Below are 19,379 nucleotides of genomic sequence, written 5' to 3'. Positions count from 1 at the left end.
GCTGAGCGGTTCTCATTCCGCAGACACTGAGCGTCTTGGAGCAGCCCATGTCCATCGCAGCGGCAGTCGACGGCCCCGCCACCACGTCACCCGAACCCCATCCGCTGCCGGATCCGGGTGCGCCGGTGCCCACGCTGGCCCTGCCGACGGTGACGCTCCTGGTGGTGGCGTGGACGGCGTTCGCGGCGTCGACGATCGGCTACCTCCACGGCTGGTTCCCTGCCGGGGCCACCATCGCGATCAACGCCGCGGTGACCTTCGTGATGTTCACCGTGAGCCATGACGCCATCCATCACGCGATCAGCAGCACGCGGTGGCTCAACGGGTGCGTCGGGCGGCTGGCGTGGCTGCTGGTGGTCCCGATCATCTCGTTCCCGACGTATGCGTTCCTCCACATCGAGCACCATCGGCACGCCAACGACGACGCGAACGATCCCGATGCCTGGGCCTCGCACTCCCGGTGGTGGCAGATGCCGCTGCGCTGGCCGTTCCCCGAGCTGATGTACTCCGGGTTCATCCTGCGCACGGTGCGCAGCCGACCGAAATCCGAAGTGGCCGAGACCCTGGGGCTGCTCATCCTGTGCCTGTCCGCGCTGGGTGTCGCGATCGTCACCGGCCACTTCTGGACGCTGGCCGTGGTATTCCTGATCCCCCAGCGCATCGGGCTCATCGTCTTGTTGTGGTGGTTCGACTGGCTGCCCCATCACGACCTGGCCGACACGCAGCGCAGCAATCGCTACGGGGCCACGCGTGCCCGGGTGGGCATGGAGTGGCTGTACACCCCGCTGATGCTGTCGCAGAACTACCACCTGGTGCATCATCTGCACCCCTCGGTGCCGTTCTACCGGTATCGAAAGACCTGGCACCGCAATGAGGAGGCGTACCTGGAGCGTGGCGCGGCGATCACCACGGTGTTCGGCCAGCACCTCAACGCAGGCGATTACCGTGAGTGGAAGCTGCTCAACAGCAAGCTCGGCCGGGTGGTGCCGGTCCACATGCCGCCACGGTCGAGCGCGCCCCACGCGGTGCTGCACAACATTCCGGTTGCCTCGGTCGACCCGATCACCGCGGACAGCACCTTGGTGACCTTCGCCGTGCCCGAGGCGCTGCGCGACGAGTTCCGGTTCGAGCCGGGCCAGCACGTCACCGTGCGGACCGATCTCGGCGGGGTGGGTGTCCGGCGCACCTATTCGATCTGTGCACCCGCGACCCGCGCCCAACTACGTATCGCGGTCAAACACATTCCCGGCGGGGCATTTTCGACATTCGTCGCTGAGGAACTCAAGGCCGGGGACGTGCTGGAGGTGATGACCCCCAGCGGCCGGTTCGGCACCGCACCGGAGCCGCTGGCCCGGCGGCACTATGTGGGCCTGGTGGCCGGTAGCGGGATCACACCGGTGCTGTCGATCCTGGAGACGGTGATGCAGATCGAGACCGAAAGTCGGTTCACCCTGATCTACGGCAACCGCACCAGGGAGTCGACCATGTTCCGGCATGATCTGGCCCGGCTGGAGTCCCGCTACGCCGACCGCCTGGAGATCACCCACGTATTGTCCGACGAGCCGCTGCACACCCCCGCGCTGCGTGGGCGGATCGACCGAGACAGGCTGCAATCGCTGCTGAGCACCAGCCTGGCGCCCGACACCGTGGACGAGTGGTTCATCTGTGGACCGATCGGGATGAGCACCGTGGCCCGGGATGTGTTGACCGGCCACGGCGTCGCCGACGGGCGCGTCCACCTGGAGTTGTTCACCGGCTATCCGCAGCAGGCTGCTGCGCATCGTGACCATGCCTCGGCCACAGTGACTTTCACCTTGTCCGGACAGCAGGCGACGGTCGAGCTGACCCCCGGGGACTCGGTCCTGGAAGCCGCGCTGCAAGTCCGCGGTGACGCCCCCTACTCGTGCATGGGTGGCGCCTGCGGCACCTGCCGCGCCAGGCTGTTGCACGGCACCGTGGTGATGGATCAGAACTTCGCGCTCGGGTCCGCCGACCTGGAGGCCGGGTATGTGCTGACGTGTCAGGCGCATCCGACGAGTCCGACGGTGTCGGTCGACTTCGACGCGTGATGCCGACGACCGATCCCGGACTACTGCTCTTCCCACGGCAACAGCACGCACTTGCCCGTCGTGTGCCGGTCTTCGATGAGCCGGTGCGCCTTCGCGGCCTGCGACAGTGGTAGCTGCACTCCGAGCTGGATTCGGAGGCGCCCGGATGCCACATGGTCGGCGAGTTCGGCGAGCGCAGACGTGACTTCGTGCCGGTCGCCGTGCAGATAGGGATAGAGGCTGAAGAATCCCAATGTCTGGTTGCCGAACAACCGTCCAGCAGCGAACTCGGCCTCGAAATCTATGACCGGAGTGGTCTTGTCGGCGCCGCCGTAAGCGCTCAGCCGGCCGAAGGGCGCCAGCGCGGCGACCGCTTGGGTGAACGCGCTTCCGCCGACGTTGACCAGCGCGGCGTCGACGCCGCGACCACCGGTGGCGTCCAGCACCGCTTTGCTCCAGTTGGGTTGCGTGTAGTCGATACATGCGTCAGCGCCCAGTTCGGACACCATCTTTCGCTTCTCCGCCGAGCTGGCCGCGCCGATCACCGGTCGCGCACCCCGGATCTTGGCGAGCTGCAGGGCAATCGAGCCCAAGCCACCCGCCGCGGCGAGGATCAACACCGACTCGCCGGAAGCGAGCCGCACTCCGTCACGAAGCAAGAAGTAGGCGGTGACTCCTTGAACCAGCAATGCGGTGCTCTCTGCGTACCCGAGTCCGGGAGGCAGTGGGCGCACCGCTTCTGCCGCCGCGACGACGTACTGTGCGTATGCGGCCGGCTCCGCTCCGGAGAGGAAGCCGAATACTCGGTCGCCGACCGCTGCGCTTGCGACACCGTCGCCGACGGCCTCGACAACGCCGGCGAACTCCGCCCCCAAAAGGTGAGGCAATGCGGGCTGAAATGGGTAGTTGTTGCGGCGCTGGTCGATGTCGGCGAAGTTGATTCCCGCCGCCTCATTGCGGACCAGCACCTGGCCGGGACCCGCTTGAGGGATGGGGACATCCTCGTAGATCAGGCACTCGGGCGGCCCATAGCGGTGGATCCTGACGGCCTTCATCGTACCGCTGGTCATTGAACTCTCCTCTATCGAAAGCGCGCCGCGGGGACGCTTGACCGAGATTTAGTTGGTATCATCAAACTATAGTCAGAGTAGTTGGTTGGCGCCAACTAACTGTCACGCGGGGGATGAGACACATGCCGACTCAGGAACAACCCACTCAACGCATCCACATCGCAATGGCCAAGCTGGCCCGCTTCCTGACCCGCGCCGAGACGCGCACCACACTGCTGGGCGACTCCGGCCGCGACCTGACACCCATCGACGTCGAGCTACTGCGGACCATCGTTGCCAATGGCCCCATGCGGGCATCGGAGCTCTCCGATTGGCAGGCCGTCGACAAATCCACCATCACCCTGCAGGTTCGTCGGCTCGTACAGCGCGGATTGGTTGCGCGGGAACCGGATCCGACCGATCGCCGGGCGGTGCTGCTCACGGCGACCGCCCAGGGCCTGAGAACGTGTCGGCGGATGGACGCGGCGGGAGTCGAGTTGCTCGAAGCCGTGGTCGGCAAGTGGCCGAAGCGCGATCAGGCCATGTTCGCCACGCTGTTCTGCCGGTTCGTCGACGACCTGAGCGCGGGACCGACGGAGTAGACAGCCTAGGTCCGCGCGACGGGGCCGGCTGCGTCTAGCCACCCGCCGTCAGCCGGGTACGGTGCCGAATCCTTGCATTTCCCTGGTGAACTCGAACGGCTCATCATCGGCGAAGGTATCGGTCGAAAAGTCCCGGTGGGCCATGGCCCCCCAGGCTCGGCGGCGCTGCATGGCCAGGTTTCCGGCGTCGTACAGCGGGAAGACGACGGCCTCCCGGTACAGCTTCGCAAGTGGGAAGCGCTTGTCGAGCGCATTCACCCCGACGATCCTCATACAGTCGAAGACCACGCTCTGCATCAAATCTCCACAGAACGTCTTGTTCATCCCGCTGAGCGCATGCCCCTGGGCGGGATGGCTGTCCAGATAATGCGCCGCCTTCCAACAGAAGTAGCGGGCCGCCTCGATGCGCGCCGCGACCTCGGTGAGCAGGTTGCCGACCGCCTGGTGGTGGATGATCGGGGCAGAACCGCCACCGGTGTAGGTCTTCGCCCACTTGAGCGCGAAGTCGTAGGCACAGCGCGCCACGCCGACCGCGGCAATGCTGGCTATCGGAGCGGACCAGGTGAAGTTGCGGTTGATCAACAGATCACCATCGCCGTGGGCCAAGACGTTCGTCTCGGGCACCACCACGTCACGGAATGTCATGGTGACGTTTTGGCAGGTCCGGTGGGCCAGCTTGTCGATGACTTCGTACTCGATGCCGGCCGTGCCCCTTTCAACGACGAAGACGCTCAGCGCACCTGCGCTGCCCCTGGTGCAGTCCGTGCGCGCGACGCAGACATTGAGGTCGGCGCCCTGGAGGTCCCAACCGCCGGAGTTGCACGGCCAGTGCTTCTCGCCGTTGAGCGTGTATCGCCCTTGCCGGGGATGGTGCCGGGCCAGCAACTGGATGCCCGCTGACGGGCTCGGGTGGTCGAAGTTGGCGGTGCCGCCACGTTCGCTGACCACCCAGCCGGCCAGGAAGGAGCCGTCACGGTCGGAGGCCGCTCGAGTGATCCACCGGTCGCGTTGTTCGTCGCTGCCGTGCCACAGGATCGGCATCAAGGCCAGGCCGTTGACGAGGATCGTCGTCGGAAATCCGGGGTCGACCGCGCAGAGTTCCTCGATCGCGATGAGGAAATCGACATTCGAAGCCCCTCCCCCACCGTATTGGCGGGGTAAGAACATGGTGGTGAAACCTGCCTCGGCGGCGTGCCGATACACCGGGCGCATGGCCAGGAACGCCTCCTGGGGGTCGCCCAACCCGTCCGCGCGCTCCGCCACCGGGCGCAGTACTTCCGTCGCGAACTCCCGCGCCCGGCGTTTGAGCGCGCGCTGTTCGGAGGTCATCGCGAAGTCGATGGGCATGCAGCTGCTCCTTATCGCCGGCGGCTCGACGAACCTGTGGGTAGCCGCCCCGGCCGGGGCCGAGGGTGTCGATGGGTCTGGGGAACGCTCAGCCGCTCGTGAGCCCCAAGGCGCCGCGCAGCCCGTAGTCATTGCTCGCGATGTCTTCCAGCGTCGACCGATCGAGCACCTCGAAGTAGGCCTCCAAGGCATCGGAGAAGACGCTCCGAGCCCCGCACACCCCGGCGACCCGGCAATAGCGGGCAGGGCCGAGGCACTCCACGACGGCGAAGTCCGATTCCATGGTGCGCATCACGTTGCCGACGCTGATCGTGGAGGGGTCGCGGGCCAGTTCGACGCCGCCTGAGCGTCCACGCGTCGTCCGAACCAGCCCCGCCGCCGACAACCGTTGGACCACTTTGTCCAAGTGGTTTCGGGAGATTCGGTGGGCCGCGGCGATCTCAGCGACCGACCCGCGCCTGTCAGGTGCGACGCGCAGATAGAGCAGCACCCGTAATGCGTAGTCGGCGTGGTTGGTGTGCTTCATGTGGCCGCGGCTTCCCTTGACGATTGCACCGTCTTACTGTGCCACGGTCGATCCTCCGCGGCGCGGTTTGCCCGTGGCCGCTCGACGGCGGCGGGCCGACCCACCCTGCCGGGTCCGACGGTGTGGACACCGTCGGACCCGGGCGGTGGTTTCCACCTCAGCCGGCCATGGTGCCGATGCTCTCGTGCTGCTTGCCGAACTTGACGTACTCGTCCTCCATGATCGCGCGCGGGTTGAAGTCGGGATCGGCGATGATGCCGTGCACCCGACGGCGCTGCATGCCCATGTTGCCCCCGTCGTAGATCGGCAGAACCGCTGCCTCGCGCAAGATTTTGCCGAATCCGTTCTTGGTTTCCAGGCTGTTGACGCCGACGATCTGCATGCACTTGTAGACGCAGTCGAACATCAACTCGGTGACCTGGATCTTGTTCATGGCTCCGACCAACTCGGCGTGTTGATCGTGCTTGTCGAGGTAGTCGGCGGCCCGCCAGGAGAACGTGCGGGCCATCTCGATCTTGGCGGCCACGTCGCCGAGCACGTAGCCGACGTTCTGGAACCCGATGATCGGGGCGATCCCGCCGGCGGTGTTGTTCTTGGCCCAGTCGAGCGCCATTTCGTACGCGGCGCGGGCCATGCCGACGGCGGCGATCGCCGCGACCGGACCCGACCATGCGAAGTTGCGGTTGATCACCAGATCGCCGTTCCCCTGCGCGCCCGGCAAGAGGTTGGCGGCCGGGATGCGGGCGTCTTCGAACACGATCTCGGCGTTGGACGCGAGCCGGTGACCGATCTTGTCGAGGTGGCGGAACGTGACCCCCGGGGTATCACGCTCCAGGACCAGTGCCGAGAGTCCTTCGGTGCCACCCCTTTCAGAGTCGGTCCGAACGATCAGTGTCCCGGCGTCGACGCCCCGTTCGTCCCAGCCGGCCGACGACGGCCAGTACTTGCGACCGTTGACGACGTAGTCGTCACCGTCACGGACGGCGGTCAACCCCACGCCCGCGGGCCGTGGTAGCTGGATATCGAAGTTCGCTGTCCCGGAGGGGTTTCCCGGCGGCTCACTGGCGGTCCAACCGCCGAGGTATTCGCCGGTCGGGTCGGACGTGGCGGCCCGAAGGAAGCGCTCCTTCTGTTCGTCGCTGCCGTACCAGGCGATCGGCATGAGTCCCAGTCCGTTGCACAGCACGGTACAGGCGAAACCGGGATCGACGACGCAGATCTCTTCTGCGGCGATGACTAGGTCGACGCATGAAACCCCGCCGCCCCCATACGCCTTCGGCAACATGCACATCGCGATGCCAGCGTGATATGCCTCGACGTAGGCCGGTTTGGTCAGTTGAAAACCCTTCAGCGGATCGGGTTCGGCATCCGCGGCCGCGACCGCGGGCGCCAGTACCTCCTCGGCGAAGGTGCGCACCTCGTATTGCAGCTTTCGCTGGTCGTCGGACATGGTGAAGTTGATCGTCATGGCTACTCCGGTGTGTGTGGGAACGCAGTGCAAAGGTCCGCCGCGCCGTAGAGGCAGACCACCAGAGGTTCCTAAATCGGTATTTCAAATACCGTGTTCTTGCGTTTCCTCGGCGTTGCTGCGGATTACACCTGCCTCACGGCACGTCCCGTTGCCATGTGAGGCGCGTGTAATCCATGAGAAGGAGAGGCCGTCGAAGCAGCGCTGTCAGCCACGCGCCTCGACCATCCAGCACGCCGCGGGGTAGCGCACTTCGCCGTCGACGACGAACTCCGAGTACGCCTCGTGAAGTGCGGCGATTACCTCAGCACGTGTCTGGGTATCGACGGTCCGCAGTGCCCGGCCGACCGATCCCATCTGGGTCAGGTACGGCAACAGGTCGTGTTCCGGCATGGTGCAGGTGACGTCGACCGGGCGAATATCGATGCCGGTCCACCCGCCGGCGCTCAGAACGGATCGGGTCCGATCCGGATCGGCGAAGGCGACCGGCCCAGGGCTCCCCGCGATCACGGGCTTGAGGTCCGGCAGCAGGTGCGCCGACGCACGTTCGGCAGTGGTCATGAACGGGTTGTCCTTCGGATGACGCCAACACACGAACGTGAGTCGGCCACCGGGGCGGGTGGCGCGACGCAGATTTCCGAATGCCGCGATGGGGTCGTCGAAGAACATCACCCCGAAGCGGGACACCAGGACGTCAAAGGTCTGTGCCGGGAAGGAAAACGCTTGTGCGTCACCGATGATGAAGTCCACGGACAACTGCCGCTCACGCGCCCGCGTTCGGGCCAACTCGATCATCGGTTCGGAGATGTCGATTCCGGTGCAGAGGCCCCCCACGCGCTCGGCGAGGGCCAGTGTCGTGGCACCGGTGCCGCAGCCCAGATCCAGGATTCGTGCGCACGGTTCGGCCGCCGCGGCCACGGAGTCGACGATGAGGTCCTCGAAGGGCTTCAGTGTCTGGTCGAGTACGGGCTGCAACGTCACCCACGCTCGGCCGTTGTCGCCGTTCCATGCCTGTAGCTGAGCAGCGTTCACCCGCTCGGTCATCGTCGACTCCCTTGCTCACGAACTGGACTTGACCCACAATTTCAGTTCAAGTCAACTTGAGCGCAAGAGGAGCCCACGAGCGGTGATCGACATCTCCGAAGTCGCGAAGCGCTCGGGCTTGCCGGCCTCGACGCTCCGGTTCTATGAGGAGAAGGGCCTGATCGCCTCCGTCGGTCGCCGGAGCCAACGCCGCCTCTTCGCCCCTGACGTATTCGACAAGCTGGCGCTCATCACGCTCGGTCGGGCTGCCGGCTTCTCCCTCGACGAGATCGCCACGATGCTCACCCCCGGCGGACCACTGCAGCTCAACCGAACGGCTCTCACCGCCCGAGCAGCCGAGATCGACAGCACCATAAGCACACTCACCGCCATCAGCACAGCACTCAAGCACGCCGCGGCCTGCCCGGCCCCGGATCACCTGGAGTGCCCGACCTTCCGCGGCTACCTCGACCTCGCCGCAGGCGGACTACTCAGTGAGTGGGCGCGCAGCAGGCGCCCGAAGTAGAGCCTGGTGTCGCTTGGGTCTGCTCACGGTGGAGTTGGCTCACCGCGCACGTAACCACTGCTGCTGGCGCCGAACGAACTCCGCATCGACGACGGCACCGTGCCCCGGCACGTAAACGGCGCCGGGTCCGCCGATTTCCAGGACCCGGTCCAACGTCAGCGCCCACTGGGTCACATCGGACCCGGATGTCACCGAGGGATCGCCGGACTCCTCGACCAGGTCGCCGCAGAACAGCACTGTCGGGTCGGTAGCGTGCAGCGGCGGCACCCGCACGACCAGGTCATGGTCAGTGTGGCCGATCCCAGGATGCTCAACCTCGACGGTGCGGTCGCCGAGCTCGATCGAGGCCTGCGCACAGAGGTGCTCCGGAATGCGTACCGCCGCGATCACCGCGTCGATATCCGCCTCCGCGGCACCATATTCGAGGGCGTGTGACCGCAGGTAGTCGGTGCGGTGCAACATCGTTTCGGCGACGGCCGGCATGGCGTGAACGGCGGCCTCGGCGAATACCGCGGAGCCGAGGATATGGTCGAAATGGTCATGCGTGAGCACCAGATGGCGTACTCCGCGCTGGTCGAAACGGCGCACATCGGCCTCGATCGAGCGGGCTTCCTCGAACGTGGTTCCGCTGTCGATCAGCAACGCACCGTCGTCGCCCAAGACCAACCCCACGGTGACGTCAAGAAACTGGAGCCGGCAGCGGTAGACGCCCGTCGCGAGCGACTCCCAGTCCTGATTCATAGTGGCTCCAGCCTTCCACGTGATCGACTAACGCATGGCCCGGCCGGCCGAACCCAAGGTCTGCGCGGCCTCGACGACCCGCGCTGCCATCGCGTGTTCGGCCGGTTTGCCCCATGATCTCGGGTCGTAGGCTTTTTTGTTGCCGTAGCCGCCGTCGACCTTGAGCACCTGGTCGTAGCTGCCCATCATGTGCCCGGCGATCGACCGGGTGAACGCGTACTGGGTGTCGGTGTCGATGTTCATCTTGACCACACCGCTGGCAACCGCGGACGCGATGTCCTCGGAGCTCGACCCCGATCCGCCGTGGAAGACGAGGTCGAACGGCTTGGACCGCCCGACTTCCCCGCCGATGACGGTCTGGATCTCCTGCAGAAGTTCCGGGCGCAGCTGGACCGAATCCGGGTGGTAGACACCGTGCACGTTGCCGAACGTCAACGCGGTCAGGTACCTGCCGCGCTCCCCCGCGCCCAACGCCTCGATGGTCGCGCGCGCGTCATCGACGGTGGAGTACAGCTGCTCGTTGATCTCATGGGATATGCCGTCCTCCTCACCGCCGATCACGCCGACCTCGATCTCCAGCAACGTGTTCGCCGCTACCGACGCCTCCAGTAATTCCGCTGCGATACGCAGGTTTTCGTCCAGGGGCACCGCCGATCCGTCCCACATGTGCGACTGATAGAGCGGGTCGAGGCCACGGCTGCGACGCTCGAGCGCATCGGCGAGCAGCGGCCGGACCCAGTCGTCGAGGTGCTCGGCGGGGCAGTGATCGGTGTGCAGGGCCACCGTGACCGGGTAGTGCGAGGCGACCTCGTGCGCGTAGAGCGCGAGGGCCCTGGACCCGGCGAAGCGGCTCTGAACCACGTTGCCGGACAAGTAGAGTGCCGTGCCGAGCGACACCTGGATGATGCCGTCGCTGTCGGCCTCCGCAAAGCCCTGCAACGCAGCGTTGAGCGTCTGGGAGCTGGTCACGTTGATCGCCGGATAGGCGAACCCGCCCTCCTTGGCCCGATCGAGCATCGCCACGTACTGGTCGGGGGTGGCTATCGGCATGGTGGGGGTCCTGTCAAGAGGGCGGGGTTGGGTATCACGCGCAGCCGCACGAATGGCGATGGTGAAACGTCGTCGGCACCCGTATCCGTTGCGGCTCGGCATCGTGCCCTCGTATCCGGCGCAGCAGCAGTTCCACCGCGGTGGCGCCGATCGTCTCGACGTCCTGCGCCGCCGCCGTGAGCTTGGGCTCGAAGAGATCCGACCATTCGAAGTCGTCGTAGCAGACCAGTGCCACGTCGGACGGGATGGACAAGCCGAGGCTGCGCACCGCTTTGAGTGTGCCGATGGTCATGGCGTTGTTCAGGGACACCAGCGCGGTGGGCCGGTCCGCGCGCGACATCAGCTCGCAGACCTCGCGTTCCGCCACGTCCGTGCTGGACTGGCCGTCCACCACCAGATCGGCGTCGACCGTGATACCGCGCTCGGCGAGGGCCGCGGTGTAGCCGTCGAACCGCTCGGTGGTCGACGAGATCCCGGCCAGGCCGCGTACGACGCCGATCCGCCGGTGTCCGAGGTCGAGCAGGTGCTCGGTCAGCGACTGCGCCGAGGAGAAGTTCTCCGGACCGACCTGATCGCAGGCGATGTCGACACAGCGATCGATCAGGACCAGTGGGGTTCCCGTGCGGGTGACCTGCGGGAGGGTGACCCGCTCCGAGCCGGCCGCCGGCGCCACGATCATCCCGTCGACCTGCCGGTCCAGCAGCGAGTCGGTGACACGTCGCTCCGAGTCGACGTCGTCGTGGGAATCTCCGACGATCAGGACGTACCCGGCATCGGAGAGCGCACGTTCCACCGCGTGCACCAGACTCCCGAAGTACGGGTTGGTCAACGCGGAGATCGACAGCCCGACCGTGTGCGTGCGGCCGGCCGCCAGTGCTCGCGCCACCACGTTGCGGCGGTAGCCGGTCTGCTCGATGGCCGCCTCGACGCGCAACCGCGTTGCCGTGTCGACCTTGCGGGTGCCGTTGAGCACGTGCGAGACAGTCGAGGCCGAGACGCCGGCGATACGGGCGACATCGCCCATCGTGGTCACCGGAGACGCACGATTCGGTCGGCGCGACCTGAGGTCGACTCGATCAGTTGGGCGTTGCGTTCGTCGGACCCGAACGCCCAGAACGCCGCGTCCTCCGGGGACTTGCCGTGCGCCTCGTGTCGGCGGACCAGCCGGGCGTGACGAACGTCGGTGTCGGGGGCCAGGAACCAGACCTCGTCGAGGCAGGCTCGCGCCGCGGGCCACGCGTCGCATTCCAGCAGGAGGTAGTTGCCCTCGGTGACGACCAGGGGCACCGTGGGCGGGACCGGAATGGACGAGCCGATCGACTCTTCGAGTTCGCGCCGGAACCGGGGCGCGTACACGATCGCGTCGTCGGCGCGCTGCGCCCGAAGGGCGGCGATCAACCGGGCATACCCGTCGTCGTCGAAGGTGTCGTGCGCACCCTTACGGTCCCGACGGCCCAGGTCGATCAGCACTTCGTTGGCCAGATGAAAACCGTCCATGGGGACCAGCACGGCGGTGTCCGGGCCCAGCGCGGTGACGAGACGTTCGGCGACGGTGGACTTCCCGGCTCCGGGGGCGCCGGTCAGGCCGAGAATGCGGCGCTCGCCCGGAACGACGAGGGCCGTGGCCCACTCGACGAGCTCCTCCAACGTGGCGTCCTGTACGTCTCGCTCGATGGTCACCGTTCTCGCTTTCGAGTCTGCTGGGTGGGGAGTTCGCTCAGCCACGCCCGTGGTCCGATGACCGAACACCGGAGAGCGGCCACCCGAGCCGAGCGATCGATGCGCTCGGCCACGCCGCGCCCGCTCTGGGTCGAGAAGTACGAATATGCACCATGGAAGACATCGCCGGCACCGAGTGTGTCGACCACCACCACCGGTTCCACCGGCACGGACCCGCGCTCGCCGGCGGACCACCACTGCACGGGTTCGCCGCCGTGCGTGGTGACGACGGTGCGAACACCGCTGCGCACCAACGCCGCTGCGGTGGACGCGGGGTCGTCGGCGCCCGGCATCCGGAAGTCGTCCGAGCACACCATGTCCGTCGCGTAGCTGACCAGCTCACCCATCACCGGTTTCCATCGGCCGGCGTCCACGACGAGGGTGACGCCCCGGGCCGCCGCGAATTCCGCGGCAGCCCGGGCGATCAGTGGGTGGTGGCCATCGACGAGCACCACGTCGGCGTCTGCCAGCAGCTCACCCAGGCCTGGCGGTGGTGACGCGTCGGAGGTGACCGCGTCGAGTGAGACCACCGACCGGTCACCCGTCGATTCGACGACCGCCACCGATGACACGGGCACCGCCCGGCTGGTACCGGTCGCCGCGTCGACGACCCGCACGCCGTACGCCGCGAGATCGGCTCGGATCACATCGGCGACGGGATCCTCGCCGAGCGCGGTCACCAGGATCGCGCGGCCGCCCAGCGCCGCGAAGGTGACGGCGGCGTTCGCGGCTGGTCCACCCGCAGCGACGAACTGCGCGGTGGAGGTGATCTTCTGGTTGACCGCAGGGGCTGCTCCGATCCGGTGGATCACGTCGAGGGTCGCCAGTCCGACGAAGACCCCGACCGGCGCCCCCTCAGAGTCCGGCGCGTTCCTCATCGGTGGGCTCCTCTGCACCGGTCATGAGCGCGACCACCTCGGACATCGAGCGCTTCTTCGGATCGACGACGCCGGCACGTTGCCCGAGCCGGTGGATGTGGATGCGGTCGGACACCTCGAACACGTGCGGCATGTCGTGGCTGATGAGCACCACGGGGATACCGCGGTCGCGGATCGACTTGATCAGGTCGATGACCTGTCCGGACTCCCGAACCCCGAGCGCGGCGGTCGGCTCGTCCATGATGATCACCCCGCGGCCGAAGGCCGCCGCGCGCGCCACCGCGACGCCCTGGCGCTGACCCCCGGACAACGTCTCGACGGCCTGGTTCACGGACTTGATGCCGATCTTCAGATCCGCCAGGTGCTGGGATGCCTCCTGACGCATTCTCGGCATGTCCAGGCGACGGAACAGGCTGCCCGCGATGCCCTTTCGCCGGACCTCGCGTCCGAGGTACAGATTCGACGCGATGTCCAGGGCCGGCACCACCGCGAGATCCTGGTACACCGTCTCGATTCCGGCCGCTCTGGCGTCTCGGGTGCTCTTGAACGACACCGGTGTTCCGTTCATCAGGATCTCGCCCGAATCCGGTATCACCGCGCCCGCCAGGGCCTTGATCAAACTGGACTTCCCGGCACCGTTGTCACCGATCACCGCGAGCACCTCGCCCGCGCGCAGCTCGAAGTCGGCGCCGTTGATGGCGGTGACGTTGCCGTACTTCTTGACGAGACGGCGGGCTTCGAGGACGGGTGCGCCTGTCGCCTGAGGGGTCATTGTGATCTCCTGCGCGCGAATTGATCCACTGCCACCGCGACGATCACGAGGATTCCGGTCGCGATGTTCTGGTACAGATTGTCGACGCCGGCCTGGGTGAGACCGTTGCGCAGCACACCGACGATCAACGTGCCCACCAGTGTTCCGCCGACCCCGCCGCGCCCACCGAACAGGCTGGTGCCACCGATGACCACCGCGGTGATCGTCTCGAGGTTGGCGTTCTGGTACGCGTTCGGGTCGGCATTCGGGATGCGGCCCAGGGCCGCCCACGCGGCGATGGCGGCGATCACGCCCGTGGTGAGGTAGACCGAGAACAGCACCCGCCCGGACTTGATTCCGGACAGATTCGACGCCTGCGGGTTACCGCCGACGGCGTAGATGTGTTTCCCCCAAGCGGTTTGGGACAGTGCGTACCCCATGGCGAGGTAGACCAGGAGCATCGCCAGCACGCCGTAGGTGGTGGAGAACGATCCGATCCGGAAGGACGTGCCGAGGAACGTCAACGGTCCCTGCGGCACGCGGTAGGTCTGCGAACCCGCGAGCAGCCGGGTGCCCGCCAGGATCGCGGTGAACGTGCCCAGCGTGACGATGAACGGCGGCAGGCGTAGCACCGTGACGAGCCCGCCGTTGAGCGCCCCGAACACCATGCACACCAATAACGTCGACCCCAGCGCCACGACCGGTCCTGCCGCGCCGGCAGTTTGGGCCATCACGATGGTGCCGAAAACGGCGACCGCGCCGATCGATAGATCGATACCGGAGGTGAGGATGATCAGCGTCTGGCCCACGGCCAGAATGCCGACCACCACGGACTGTTGCAGGATCAGCGAGACGTTCTGCGGGTTGAGGAACGAATCCGAGACCGCGCTGAAGATGATGATCGCGATGACCAGCGCCACCAGCGGACCGAGCAATGGTTCACGCAGGATGCTTGCCGCGTTGAACCGGCTCGATACCGAGGGCTTTGCCGTCGCTGATGCTGTCGCAGGTGCGCCGGTGGTCATGACTCGGCTCAGCCCCAGCAGTTCTTCTCGCCCCAGGCGGTGTCCTTCGACTCGAGTCCGGGAACCGGCTTGTCGGTGACGAGCTGCGAGCCCGTGTCGTTGAAACCGCTCGGCTTGGTGCCGTCCTTGGCGAACTTGACCACGGCGTCGACGCCCTGCTCGGCCATCTTGGCCGGGAATTGCAGCACGGTGGCGCCGATCTTCCCCGACTTCACGTCCGCGATACCCGTGCAGCTGCCGTCAATCGACCCGATGGTGATCTGGCCTGCGCGGTTGGCGGACTGGATCGCCTGGTACGCACCGGCCGCGGCGGGCTCGTTGATGGTGTAGAGCGCGTTGGCGCCCGGGGCGCGCTGCAGGATGTTCTCCATCGCGGTCTGCGCCTTGGTCTGGTCGCCGTTGGTGCTCTCCCGCCCGACGATCTCCGGTGAGTCGTTGGTGATACCGAAGCCTTCGAGGAACCCGTCGTGCCGGAAGGTGTCGACGGTGCCACCCGGGGTGCCATCGAGCATCACGACCTGGGGAGGTGTGTTACCGAGCGCGGCCTTGACCCACTTGCCCTGGCTGACGCCCGCGGCCTTGTTGTCGGTGGCGAAGGTGGCGTCGACGGCGTCCTCGGGATCGGTGGCGGTGTCGAGTGCGATGACCACCACACCGGCGTCGCGCGCCTTCTTGATCGCGTCGAGCACCCCGGTGGAGGAGTTCGGGGTGATCAGGATGCCCTTCACGCCCTGGCCGACCATGTTCTCGATGGCCGCGACCTGACCCTCGTTGTCACCGTCGAACGCACCCGCGAGGGCGATCAGCTGGGCGCCGTCCTTGTCGGCCTGCGCCTTCGCGGCCTCTCGCAGCTTCACGAAGTACGGGTTCGAGTCGGTCTTGGTGATGAGGCCGACCTTGACGCTGCCCGAACTCGATCCGCCGCAACCGGTGAGTCCGAGTACCAGCGAGCCGGCCGTCAGCACCGCTCCTACTGCGAGCGTGCCCTTGTTGCGCTTGTCGAACATGCGGACCCCCTTGTCCTGGATGTGACGCCGATCACGCGACGTTCTTCGGCAGCCTAGGGGTAGGCAAGCGCTTGCGCATGCGCTTTCGCGAATTGGTTCCGGCCGATGTGCGGCCCGGTGAGTTGACCCGGGACGCACCGGTCGGCGCCACTACCAACCTCAGGGCGCGTCGAGCAGCGCGGTTCGCAGCTCGCGACGCGACGCGACGCCGAGCTTGGCAAAGATCTTGCGCAGGTGCCATTCCACGGTGCGTGGGCTGATGAACAGCTGCCCGGCGATCTCGATATTGGTGTAGCCATCGCGCGCCAGGCGCGCGATGTGGTTCTCCTGCGTCGTCAGCTCGGACGTGGTCTCGGTGGCGACACGGGTGTGCACCGTTTCGCCGGTGGCCGTGAGTTCCCGACGTGCCCGGTGGGCGAAGCCCTCCGCGCCCATTCGGGTGAACATGTCATGGGCGATTCGAAGTTGTTCGCGCGCGTCCGCGCGCCGCTTCTCCCGGCGCAGCCATTCACCGTAGATCAGGTGGGTGCGCGCCAGATAGACCTCGGCGGGACTGCGCTCCAGATGCGCGAGAGCCTCGCGGTAAGCCGCGTCGGCGACCGACCCACTTGACGTCAATGCCGTTGAGCGAGCACCTATCCCGTGGGCCGTGGGAGTACCGCTGGCGTTCGTTCGTTCGAGTAGCCGCTCCAGCGCTTCGGCCGCGGCGTCGTCTTCGTTGCACCGCGCCGCGGCCTCGATCAGTTCTGCCAGCAGATAGCCGCACATTCCCAGGTCGTCGAATCGCGCCCCGGATGAGGCTGCGTCAAGTGCCGCACGGTAATTGCCCAGCCCGCTGTGCAGGACGGCCTCCGCGTACAGCGCCACCGAGACGTCATATCCTTCACCGCGGCGTTCCGCTTCCTTGATTGTTGCGTCTACGCCCTCCCGGCAGAGCTGCTCCTGCCCGCGGTACGCGGCAAGGTAGGTGTTGATCAACGGCCGCACCGGAGCGCCGGTCGCGGTGATGATGGCAGCGGACTCCTCGAGGACTGCGGCGGCCTGCTCGAACTTTCCTGCCGTGACACAGATTCCGGCGTAGGTCACCAGGGCCACCGGCAGCATGGTCAACGCCCCGGCGGCGCGCAGCTCCTCGACTTCACGTGCAACGAGGAAGTTGTAGGAATCCTGGTCGAACAGATCCAGGCAGACCCGAGACGTCAGGTCGTGCCAGCGGGCGTCAATCGCCCCGGCCTCGAGCTCACGCCGATACTCACTGATGCCGTCGTGCAGCAAGGTCACCGCAGGTGGGTAGCCACGGGTCAGGCGCACGACGAGGCCGTCCAGGAGCAGGTCGATGGCGCGCGGGGGGCGTGGCGCCGGTGGTGCGCCACGGGCGGCAGCGGCGACGGCCGGCGCCGAATTGTGCTGCTCGGTCGACATCCGGCCGACGAGGATCGAAGCCATCACGGCGCCGAGGTAGGCCTTGCGCGACTCCAGAGGATCAAGCAGCCCGATGCGCTTGGCCGCCGCCAGCAGGAGTGGTGGGGCATCGACGCCGCGGCTCGCCGCGAACGCCATCTTGGCGCGAAGCAATTCGCAACGGGCGACTACGAGTTCATCGTCGGTGGTGTCTTGCGCCGTGGCGACCAACTGAGCCGCCGGATCAGGCATGCCCGCGTCAAGTTTGGCCATGGCGGCATCCAGCGCACGCCTGGCCCGCCCGGGCGGATCCGGCGTCAGGCCGGCGGCGAACTCCAGGAACGACGCAGCCGCGGCGATTCCGCCGCGTGCCCGTGCCCGGTGCGCCAAATGCTCCAGTTCGTCGGCGATCTGCGCGTCCGGTGCATCGGCGGCGTGGGCCCGGTGCCAGGCGCGGTAGTCGTCGGCAGCCGACCCGGCGATGCTCGAAGCCAACGCAGCATGTGCTCGACGTCGAGCGGAGGCCGACGAACTGCGATAGCTCGCTGTGCGGATCAACGGATGGCGAAACCGAACACCGCCTTCCGCGACGATCAGGCCGGCGGCCTCCGCCGCCGCGACCGCCTCCCGGCCGACGCCCAGTCGGTGGGCGGCCGCCCAGAGCCATTCCGGTCGGCCCACCGGCTCGGCAGCAGCCACCAGCAGTAGGAGTCTCGTGTCGGCGGGCAGCCCTTCGATCTGCCGGACGAAGGTGCGCTCGATCTGCGTCTGCGTCGACGTAGCGTTCGGAAGCCCGTAGCCGCCGGCCAAGTCGTCCCGCGTGAGGGCTTTGTGCAGTTCCAACAGCGCGAGCGGGTTCCCAGCGGCCTCGCTGAGCACCGTCTCGCGCACCCGGTCGTTGATCCGACCCGGCACCACGCTGGCCAGCAGGAGCCGGGCCTCGTGGTCGGCCAGACCCCGAAGCACCAGCTCGGGATGACCGGCCAAGGTCTGGTCGGCACCTGAGTCGCGGGTGGCGAACACCATGGCCACCGGGTCGGCCAAGATCCGCCGAGCGACCAAGGCCAACGCCTGCATCGATGCGGAATCCACCCATTGGGCGTCGTCGATGACGCAGAGCACCGGGGCGGCGGCGCCGGCCTCACCCAACAGCGTCAACACCGCGAGCCCGACCAGGAGCCGGTCGGGTGCGACCCCGGCTTTGCGCCCCAAAGCCACCTGCAAAGCGTCGGCCTGCGGTCCGGGCAACCGACCGATCAGTCCCATCACCGGCGTGCACAACTGCTGCACGCCGGCGTACGCGAGCTCCAGTTCCGTCTCGGCGCCGCTGATCTGGAGTACACGGACACCCGACGCGCCCTCGACCAGATTCGCCAGCAACGCGGTCTTGCCGATGCCCGCCTCACCCCGCAACACGACGACGCCGCCTTGACCCCGGCGCGTGGCGGCCAGAAGCTCGGCGAGCGCCTGCTGCTCGCGGTGTCTGCCCACCAGTGCCACGCGGGAATCGTCGCACGACGCGGGCCCAGAGTCGACGTCAGCGAACGCCGGGACGTCGCGAGGCCACCGTTGCCAAGCCGACTCAGGCGTTGGTCTTGTGTAATTTGAGAATTCGTCCGGTGATCGGGTTGGCGATCGCGCGGAGGTAGGCGTGGGCGACTTCCAGAGCCGGCACCGGAGTGAACCCCGGAAAGAAATCGTAGTAGGCCGGAGATTCGGTCAATACGGTCGGGCTGACGCAGTTGATTCGCACACCGCGGGGCAACTCGGAGGCTGCGGCTTGAACAAAGCCCTCCACCAGCCGATTGACCGTTGCCCCGACCGTGCAGGCCGGGGCCACTTCGTCACCAAGCACCCCGGACACCAACGTGAATGACCCGTTGTCGGCGATGAAGGGCAAGCCCGCGCGGACGAGGTTGATTTGACCCATTCCCTTGGCGGCAAAGGATTTCGTCCAATGGTCGTCGGTGGTCTGAGGCAGCGGCGCCGGAAACACGTCACCGGCCGCGTTGGCCACCGCGTCGACCGACCCAAGCTTGGCGAACAAGGCATCGAGGCTGGCCCTATCGCTGAGGTCGGCGCGAAACATCCCAGAGGTGCGACCGACGGTGAGCACCTCGTATCCATGCTCGGCCAGTACTTGTTGGACCGCGCCGCCGAGCGCACCACTTCCCACCACCACAACCTTCATCGGGTCTCAGCCTCTCCTGGTTTGCGT

Annotated in this window: 18 protein-coding genes; 3 read left to right on the top strand and 15 right to left on the bottom strand. The window is 66.9% G+C overall.

The window, feature by feature from the left end:
• Window positions 1-47: 47 nt before the first annotated feature.
• Entirely contained in the window at window positions 48-2,069 is a 2,022-nt protein-coding gene (locus tag FHU31_RS01390) for a fatty acid desaturase (RefSeq protein ID WP_167154955.1), read from the top strand.
• 20 nt (window positions 2,070-2,089) lie between these two features.
• On the opposite strand, the gene FHU31_RS01385 is transcribed toward FHU31_RS01390, so the two are convergent.
• Window positions 2,090-3,118, bottom strand: a complete 1,029-nt coding sequence (locus tag FHU31_RS01385) for a quinone oxidoreductase family protein (RefSeq protein WP_167154952.1) — start codon at window positions 3,116-3,118, stop codon at window positions 2,090-2,092.
• A 122-nt stretch (window positions 3,119-3,240) separates the two neighbouring features.
• Here FHU31_RS01385 and FHU31_RS01380 point away from each other — a divergent pair, with 122 nt between their 5' ends.
• On the top strand, window positions 3,241-3,699 hold the full coding sequence (locus FHU31_RS01380; RefSeq protein WP_167154948.1) for a MarR family winged helix-turn-helix transcriptional regulator: 459 nt from the start codon (window positions 3,241-3,243) through the stop codon (window positions 3,697-3,699).
• A gap of 48 nt (window positions 3,700-3,747) precedes the next feature.
• Here FHU31_RS01380 and FHU31_RS01375 read toward each other — a convergent pair whose 3' ends face one another.
• The 4 genes from FHU31_RS01375 to FHU31_RS01360 all read right to left on the bottom strand — a co-directional run bounded on the left by FHU31_RS01375 (window position 3,748) and on the right by FHU31_RS01360 (window position 8,084).
• Window positions 3,748-5,046, bottom strand: a complete 1,299-nt coding sequence (locus FHU31_RS01375; protein WP_167154945.1) for an acyl-CoA dehydrogenase family protein — start codon at window positions 5,044-5,046, stop codon at window positions 3,748-3,750.
• Window positions 5,047-5,134: 88 nt separating this feature from the next.
• A complete protein-coding gene (locus tag FHU31_RS01370) occupies window positions 5,135-5,572 on the bottom strand; it encodes an RrF2 family transcriptional regulator (RefSeq protein ID WP_167154942.1) in 438 nt (145 codons plus the stop codon).
• 157 nt (window positions 5,573-5,729) lie between these two features.
• The gene (locus FHU31_RS01365) at window positions 5,730-7,040 is read right to left on the bottom strand and encodes an acyl-CoA dehydrogenase family protein (protein ID WP_167154939.1); all 1,311 of its coding nucleotides are present in this window, start codon (window positions 7,038-7,040) and stop codon (window positions 5,730-5,732) included.
• A 207-nt stretch (window positions 7,041-7,247) separates the two neighbouring features.
• Window positions 7,248-8,084: a class I SAM-dependent methyltransferase gene (locus tag FHU31_RS01360; RefSeq protein ID WP_167154937.1), complete on the bottom strand. Its 837-nt coding sequence runs from the start codon at window positions 8,082-8,084 to the stop codon at window positions 7,248-7,250.
• Between the two features lie 82 nt (window positions 8,085-8,166).
• Between FHU31_RS01360 and FHU31_RS01355 the strand changes: the two genes are divergently transcribed.
• On the top strand, window positions 8,167-8,589 hold the full coding sequence (locus tag FHU31_RS01355) for a helix-turn-helix domain-containing protein (RefSeq protein WP_167154934.1): 423 nt from the start codon (window positions 8,167-8,169) through the stop codon (window positions 8,587-8,589).
• A 39-nt stretch (window positions 8,590-8,628) separates the two neighbouring features.
• Here the strand turns inward: FHU31_RS01355 and FHU31_RS01350 are convergent, their stop codons facing one another.
• From FHU31_RS01350 to FHU31_RS01305, 10 genes are all read right to left on the bottom strand, one after another.
• A complete protein-coding gene (locus tag FHU31_RS01350; RefSeq protein WP_167154931.1) occupies window positions 8,629-9,330 on the bottom strand; it encodes an MBL fold metallo-hydrolase in 702 nt (233 codons plus the stop codon).
• A 27-nt stretch (window positions 9,331-9,357) separates the two neighbouring features.
• Window positions 9,358-10,380 carry a class II fructose-bisphosphate aldolase gene (fbaA, locus tag FHU31_RS01345; RefSeq protein WP_167154928.1) on the bottom strand — a complete coding sequence of 341 codons (1,023 nt, stop codon included), beginning with the start codon at window positions 10,378-10,380 and terminating at the stop codon, window positions 9,358-9,360.
• 34 nt (window positions 10,381-10,414) lie between these two features.
• A complete protein-coding gene (locus FHU31_RS01340; protein WP_208410330.1) occupies window positions 10,415-11,404 on the bottom strand; it encodes a LacI family DNA-binding transcriptional regulator in 990 nt (329 codons plus the stop codon).
• Window positions 11,405-11,409: 5 nt separating this feature from the next.
• Window positions 11,410-12,060 carry a nucleoside/nucleotide kinase family protein gene (locus FHU31_RS01335; RefSeq protein WP_167154922.1) on the bottom strand — a complete coding sequence of 217 codons (651 nt, stop codon included), beginning with the start codon at window positions 12,058-12,060 and terminating at the stop codon, window positions 11,410-11,412.
• Entirely contained in the window at window positions 12,057-12,977 is a 921-nt protein-coding gene (locus FHU31_RS01330; RefSeq protein ID WP_167154919.1) for a PfkB family carbohydrate kinase, read from the bottom strand. The genes FHU31_RS01335 and FHU31_RS01330 overlap by 4 nt, the downstream gene beginning before the upstream one ends.
• Window positions 12,955-13,749: an ATP-binding cassette domain-containing protein gene (locus FHU31_RS01325; protein ID WP_167154916.1), complete on the bottom strand. Its 795-nt coding sequence runs from the start codon at window positions 13,747-13,749 to the stop codon at window positions 12,955-12,957. Before FHU31_RS01325 ends, FHU31_RS01330 begins: the two co-directional genes overlap by 23 nt.
• Window positions 13,746-14,753 carry an ABC transporter permease gene (locus FHU31_RS01320; protein ID WP_167154913.1) on the bottom strand — a complete coding sequence of 336 codons (1,008 nt, stop codon included), beginning with the start codon at window positions 14,751-14,753 and terminating at the stop codon, window positions 13,746-13,748. Before FHU31_RS01320 ends, FHU31_RS01325 begins: the two co-directional genes overlap by 4 nt.
• Before the next feature lie 8 nt (window positions 14,754-14,761).
• The gene (locus tag FHU31_RS01315) at window positions 14,762-15,760 is read right to left on the bottom strand and encodes a substrate-binding domain-containing protein (protein WP_167154910.1); all 999 of its coding nucleotides are present in this window, start codon (window positions 15,758-15,760) and stop codon (window positions 14,762-14,764) included.
• 159 nt (window positions 15,761-15,919) lie between these two features.
• Complete coding sequence (locus tag FHU31_RS01310) at window positions 15,920-18,661, bottom strand: helix-turn-helix transcriptional regulator (RefSeq protein WP_167154907.1); 2,742 nt, start codon at window positions 18,659-18,661, stop codon at window positions 15,920-15,922.
• An 82-nt stretch (window positions 18,662-18,743) separates the two neighbouring features.
• On the bottom strand, window positions 18,744-19,352 hold the full coding sequence (locus tag FHU31_RS01305; RefSeq protein ID WP_167154903.1) for a short chain dehydrogenase: 609 nt from the start codon (window positions 19,350-19,352) through the stop codon (window positions 18,744-18,746).
• Window positions 19,353-19,379 lie beyond the last annotated feature (27 nt).

It is taken from the genome of Mycolicibacterium fluoranthenivorans (assembly GCF_011758805.1).
Classification (GTDB): Bacteria; Actinomycetota; Actinomycetes; order Mycobacteriales; family Mycobacteriaceae; genus Mycobacterium; species Mycobacterium fluoranthenivorans.
The sequence above is the reverse complement of the archived record's forward strand: the minus strand, read 5'-3'. Positions and strand labels throughout refer to the sequence as shown.

Bases quoted from the DNA above. Each gene is read 5' to 3' on its own strand.
- FHU31_RS01390 (WP_167154955.1), top strand. From the start codon at position 48: ATGTCCATCGCAGCGGCAGTCGACGGCCCCGCCACCACGTCACCCGAA.
- FHU31_RS01385 (WP_167154952.1), bottom strand. From the start codon at position 3,118: ATGACCAGCGGTACGATGAAGGCCGTCAGGATCCACCGCTATGGGCCG.
- FHU31_RS01380 (WP_167154948.1), top strand. From the start codon at position 3,241: ATGCCGACTCAGGAACAACCCACTCAACGCATCCACATCGCAATGGCC.
- FHU31_RS01375 (WP_167154945.1), bottom strand. From the start codon at position 5,046: ATGCCCATCGACTTCGCGATGACCTCCGAACAGCGCGCGCTCAAACGC.
- FHU31_RS01370 (WP_167154942.1), bottom strand. From the start codon at position 5,572: ATGAAGCACACCAACCACGCCGACTACGCATTACGGGTGCTGCTCTAT.
- FHU31_RS01365 (WP_167154939.1), bottom strand. From the start codon at position 7,040: ATGACGATCAACTTCACCATGTCCGACGACCAGCGAAAGCTGCAATAC.
- FHU31_RS01360 (WP_167154937.1), bottom strand. From the start codon at position 8,084: ATGACCGAGCGGGTGAACGCTGCTCAGCTACAGGCATGGAACGGCGAC.
- FHU31_RS01350 (WP_167154931.1), bottom strand. From the start codon at position 9,330: ATGAATCAGGACTGGGAGTCGCTCGCGACGGGCGTCTACCGCTGCCGG.
- fbaA (WP_167154928.1), bottom strand. From the start codon at position 10,380: ATGCCGATAGCCACCCCCGACCAGTACGTGGCGATGCTCGATCGGGCC.
- FHU31_RS01340 (WP_208410330.1), bottom strand. From the start codon at position 11,404: ATGGGCGATGTCGCCCGTATCGCCGGCGTCTCGGCCTCGACTGTCTCG.
- FHU31_RS01330 (WP_167154919.1), bottom strand. From the start codon at position 12,977: ATGAGGAACGCGCCGGACTCTGAGGGGGCGCCGGTCGGGGTCTTCGTC.
- FHU31_RS01325 (WP_167154916.1), bottom strand. From the start codon at position 13,749: ATGACCCCTCAGGCGACAGGCGCACCCGTCCTCGAAGCCCGCCGTCTC.
- FHU31_RS01320 (WP_167154913.1), bottom strand. From the start codon at position 14,753: ATGACCACCGGCGCACCTGCGACAGCATCAGCGACGGCAAAGCCCTCG.
- FHU31_RS01315 (WP_167154910.1), bottom strand. From the start codon at position 15,760: ATGTTCGACAAGCGCAACAAGGGCACGCTCGCAGTAGGAGCGGTGCTG.
- FHU31_RS01305 (WP_167154903.1), bottom strand. From the start codon at position 19,352: ATGAAGGTTGTGGTGGTGGGAAGTGGTGCGCTCGGCGGCGCGGTCCAA.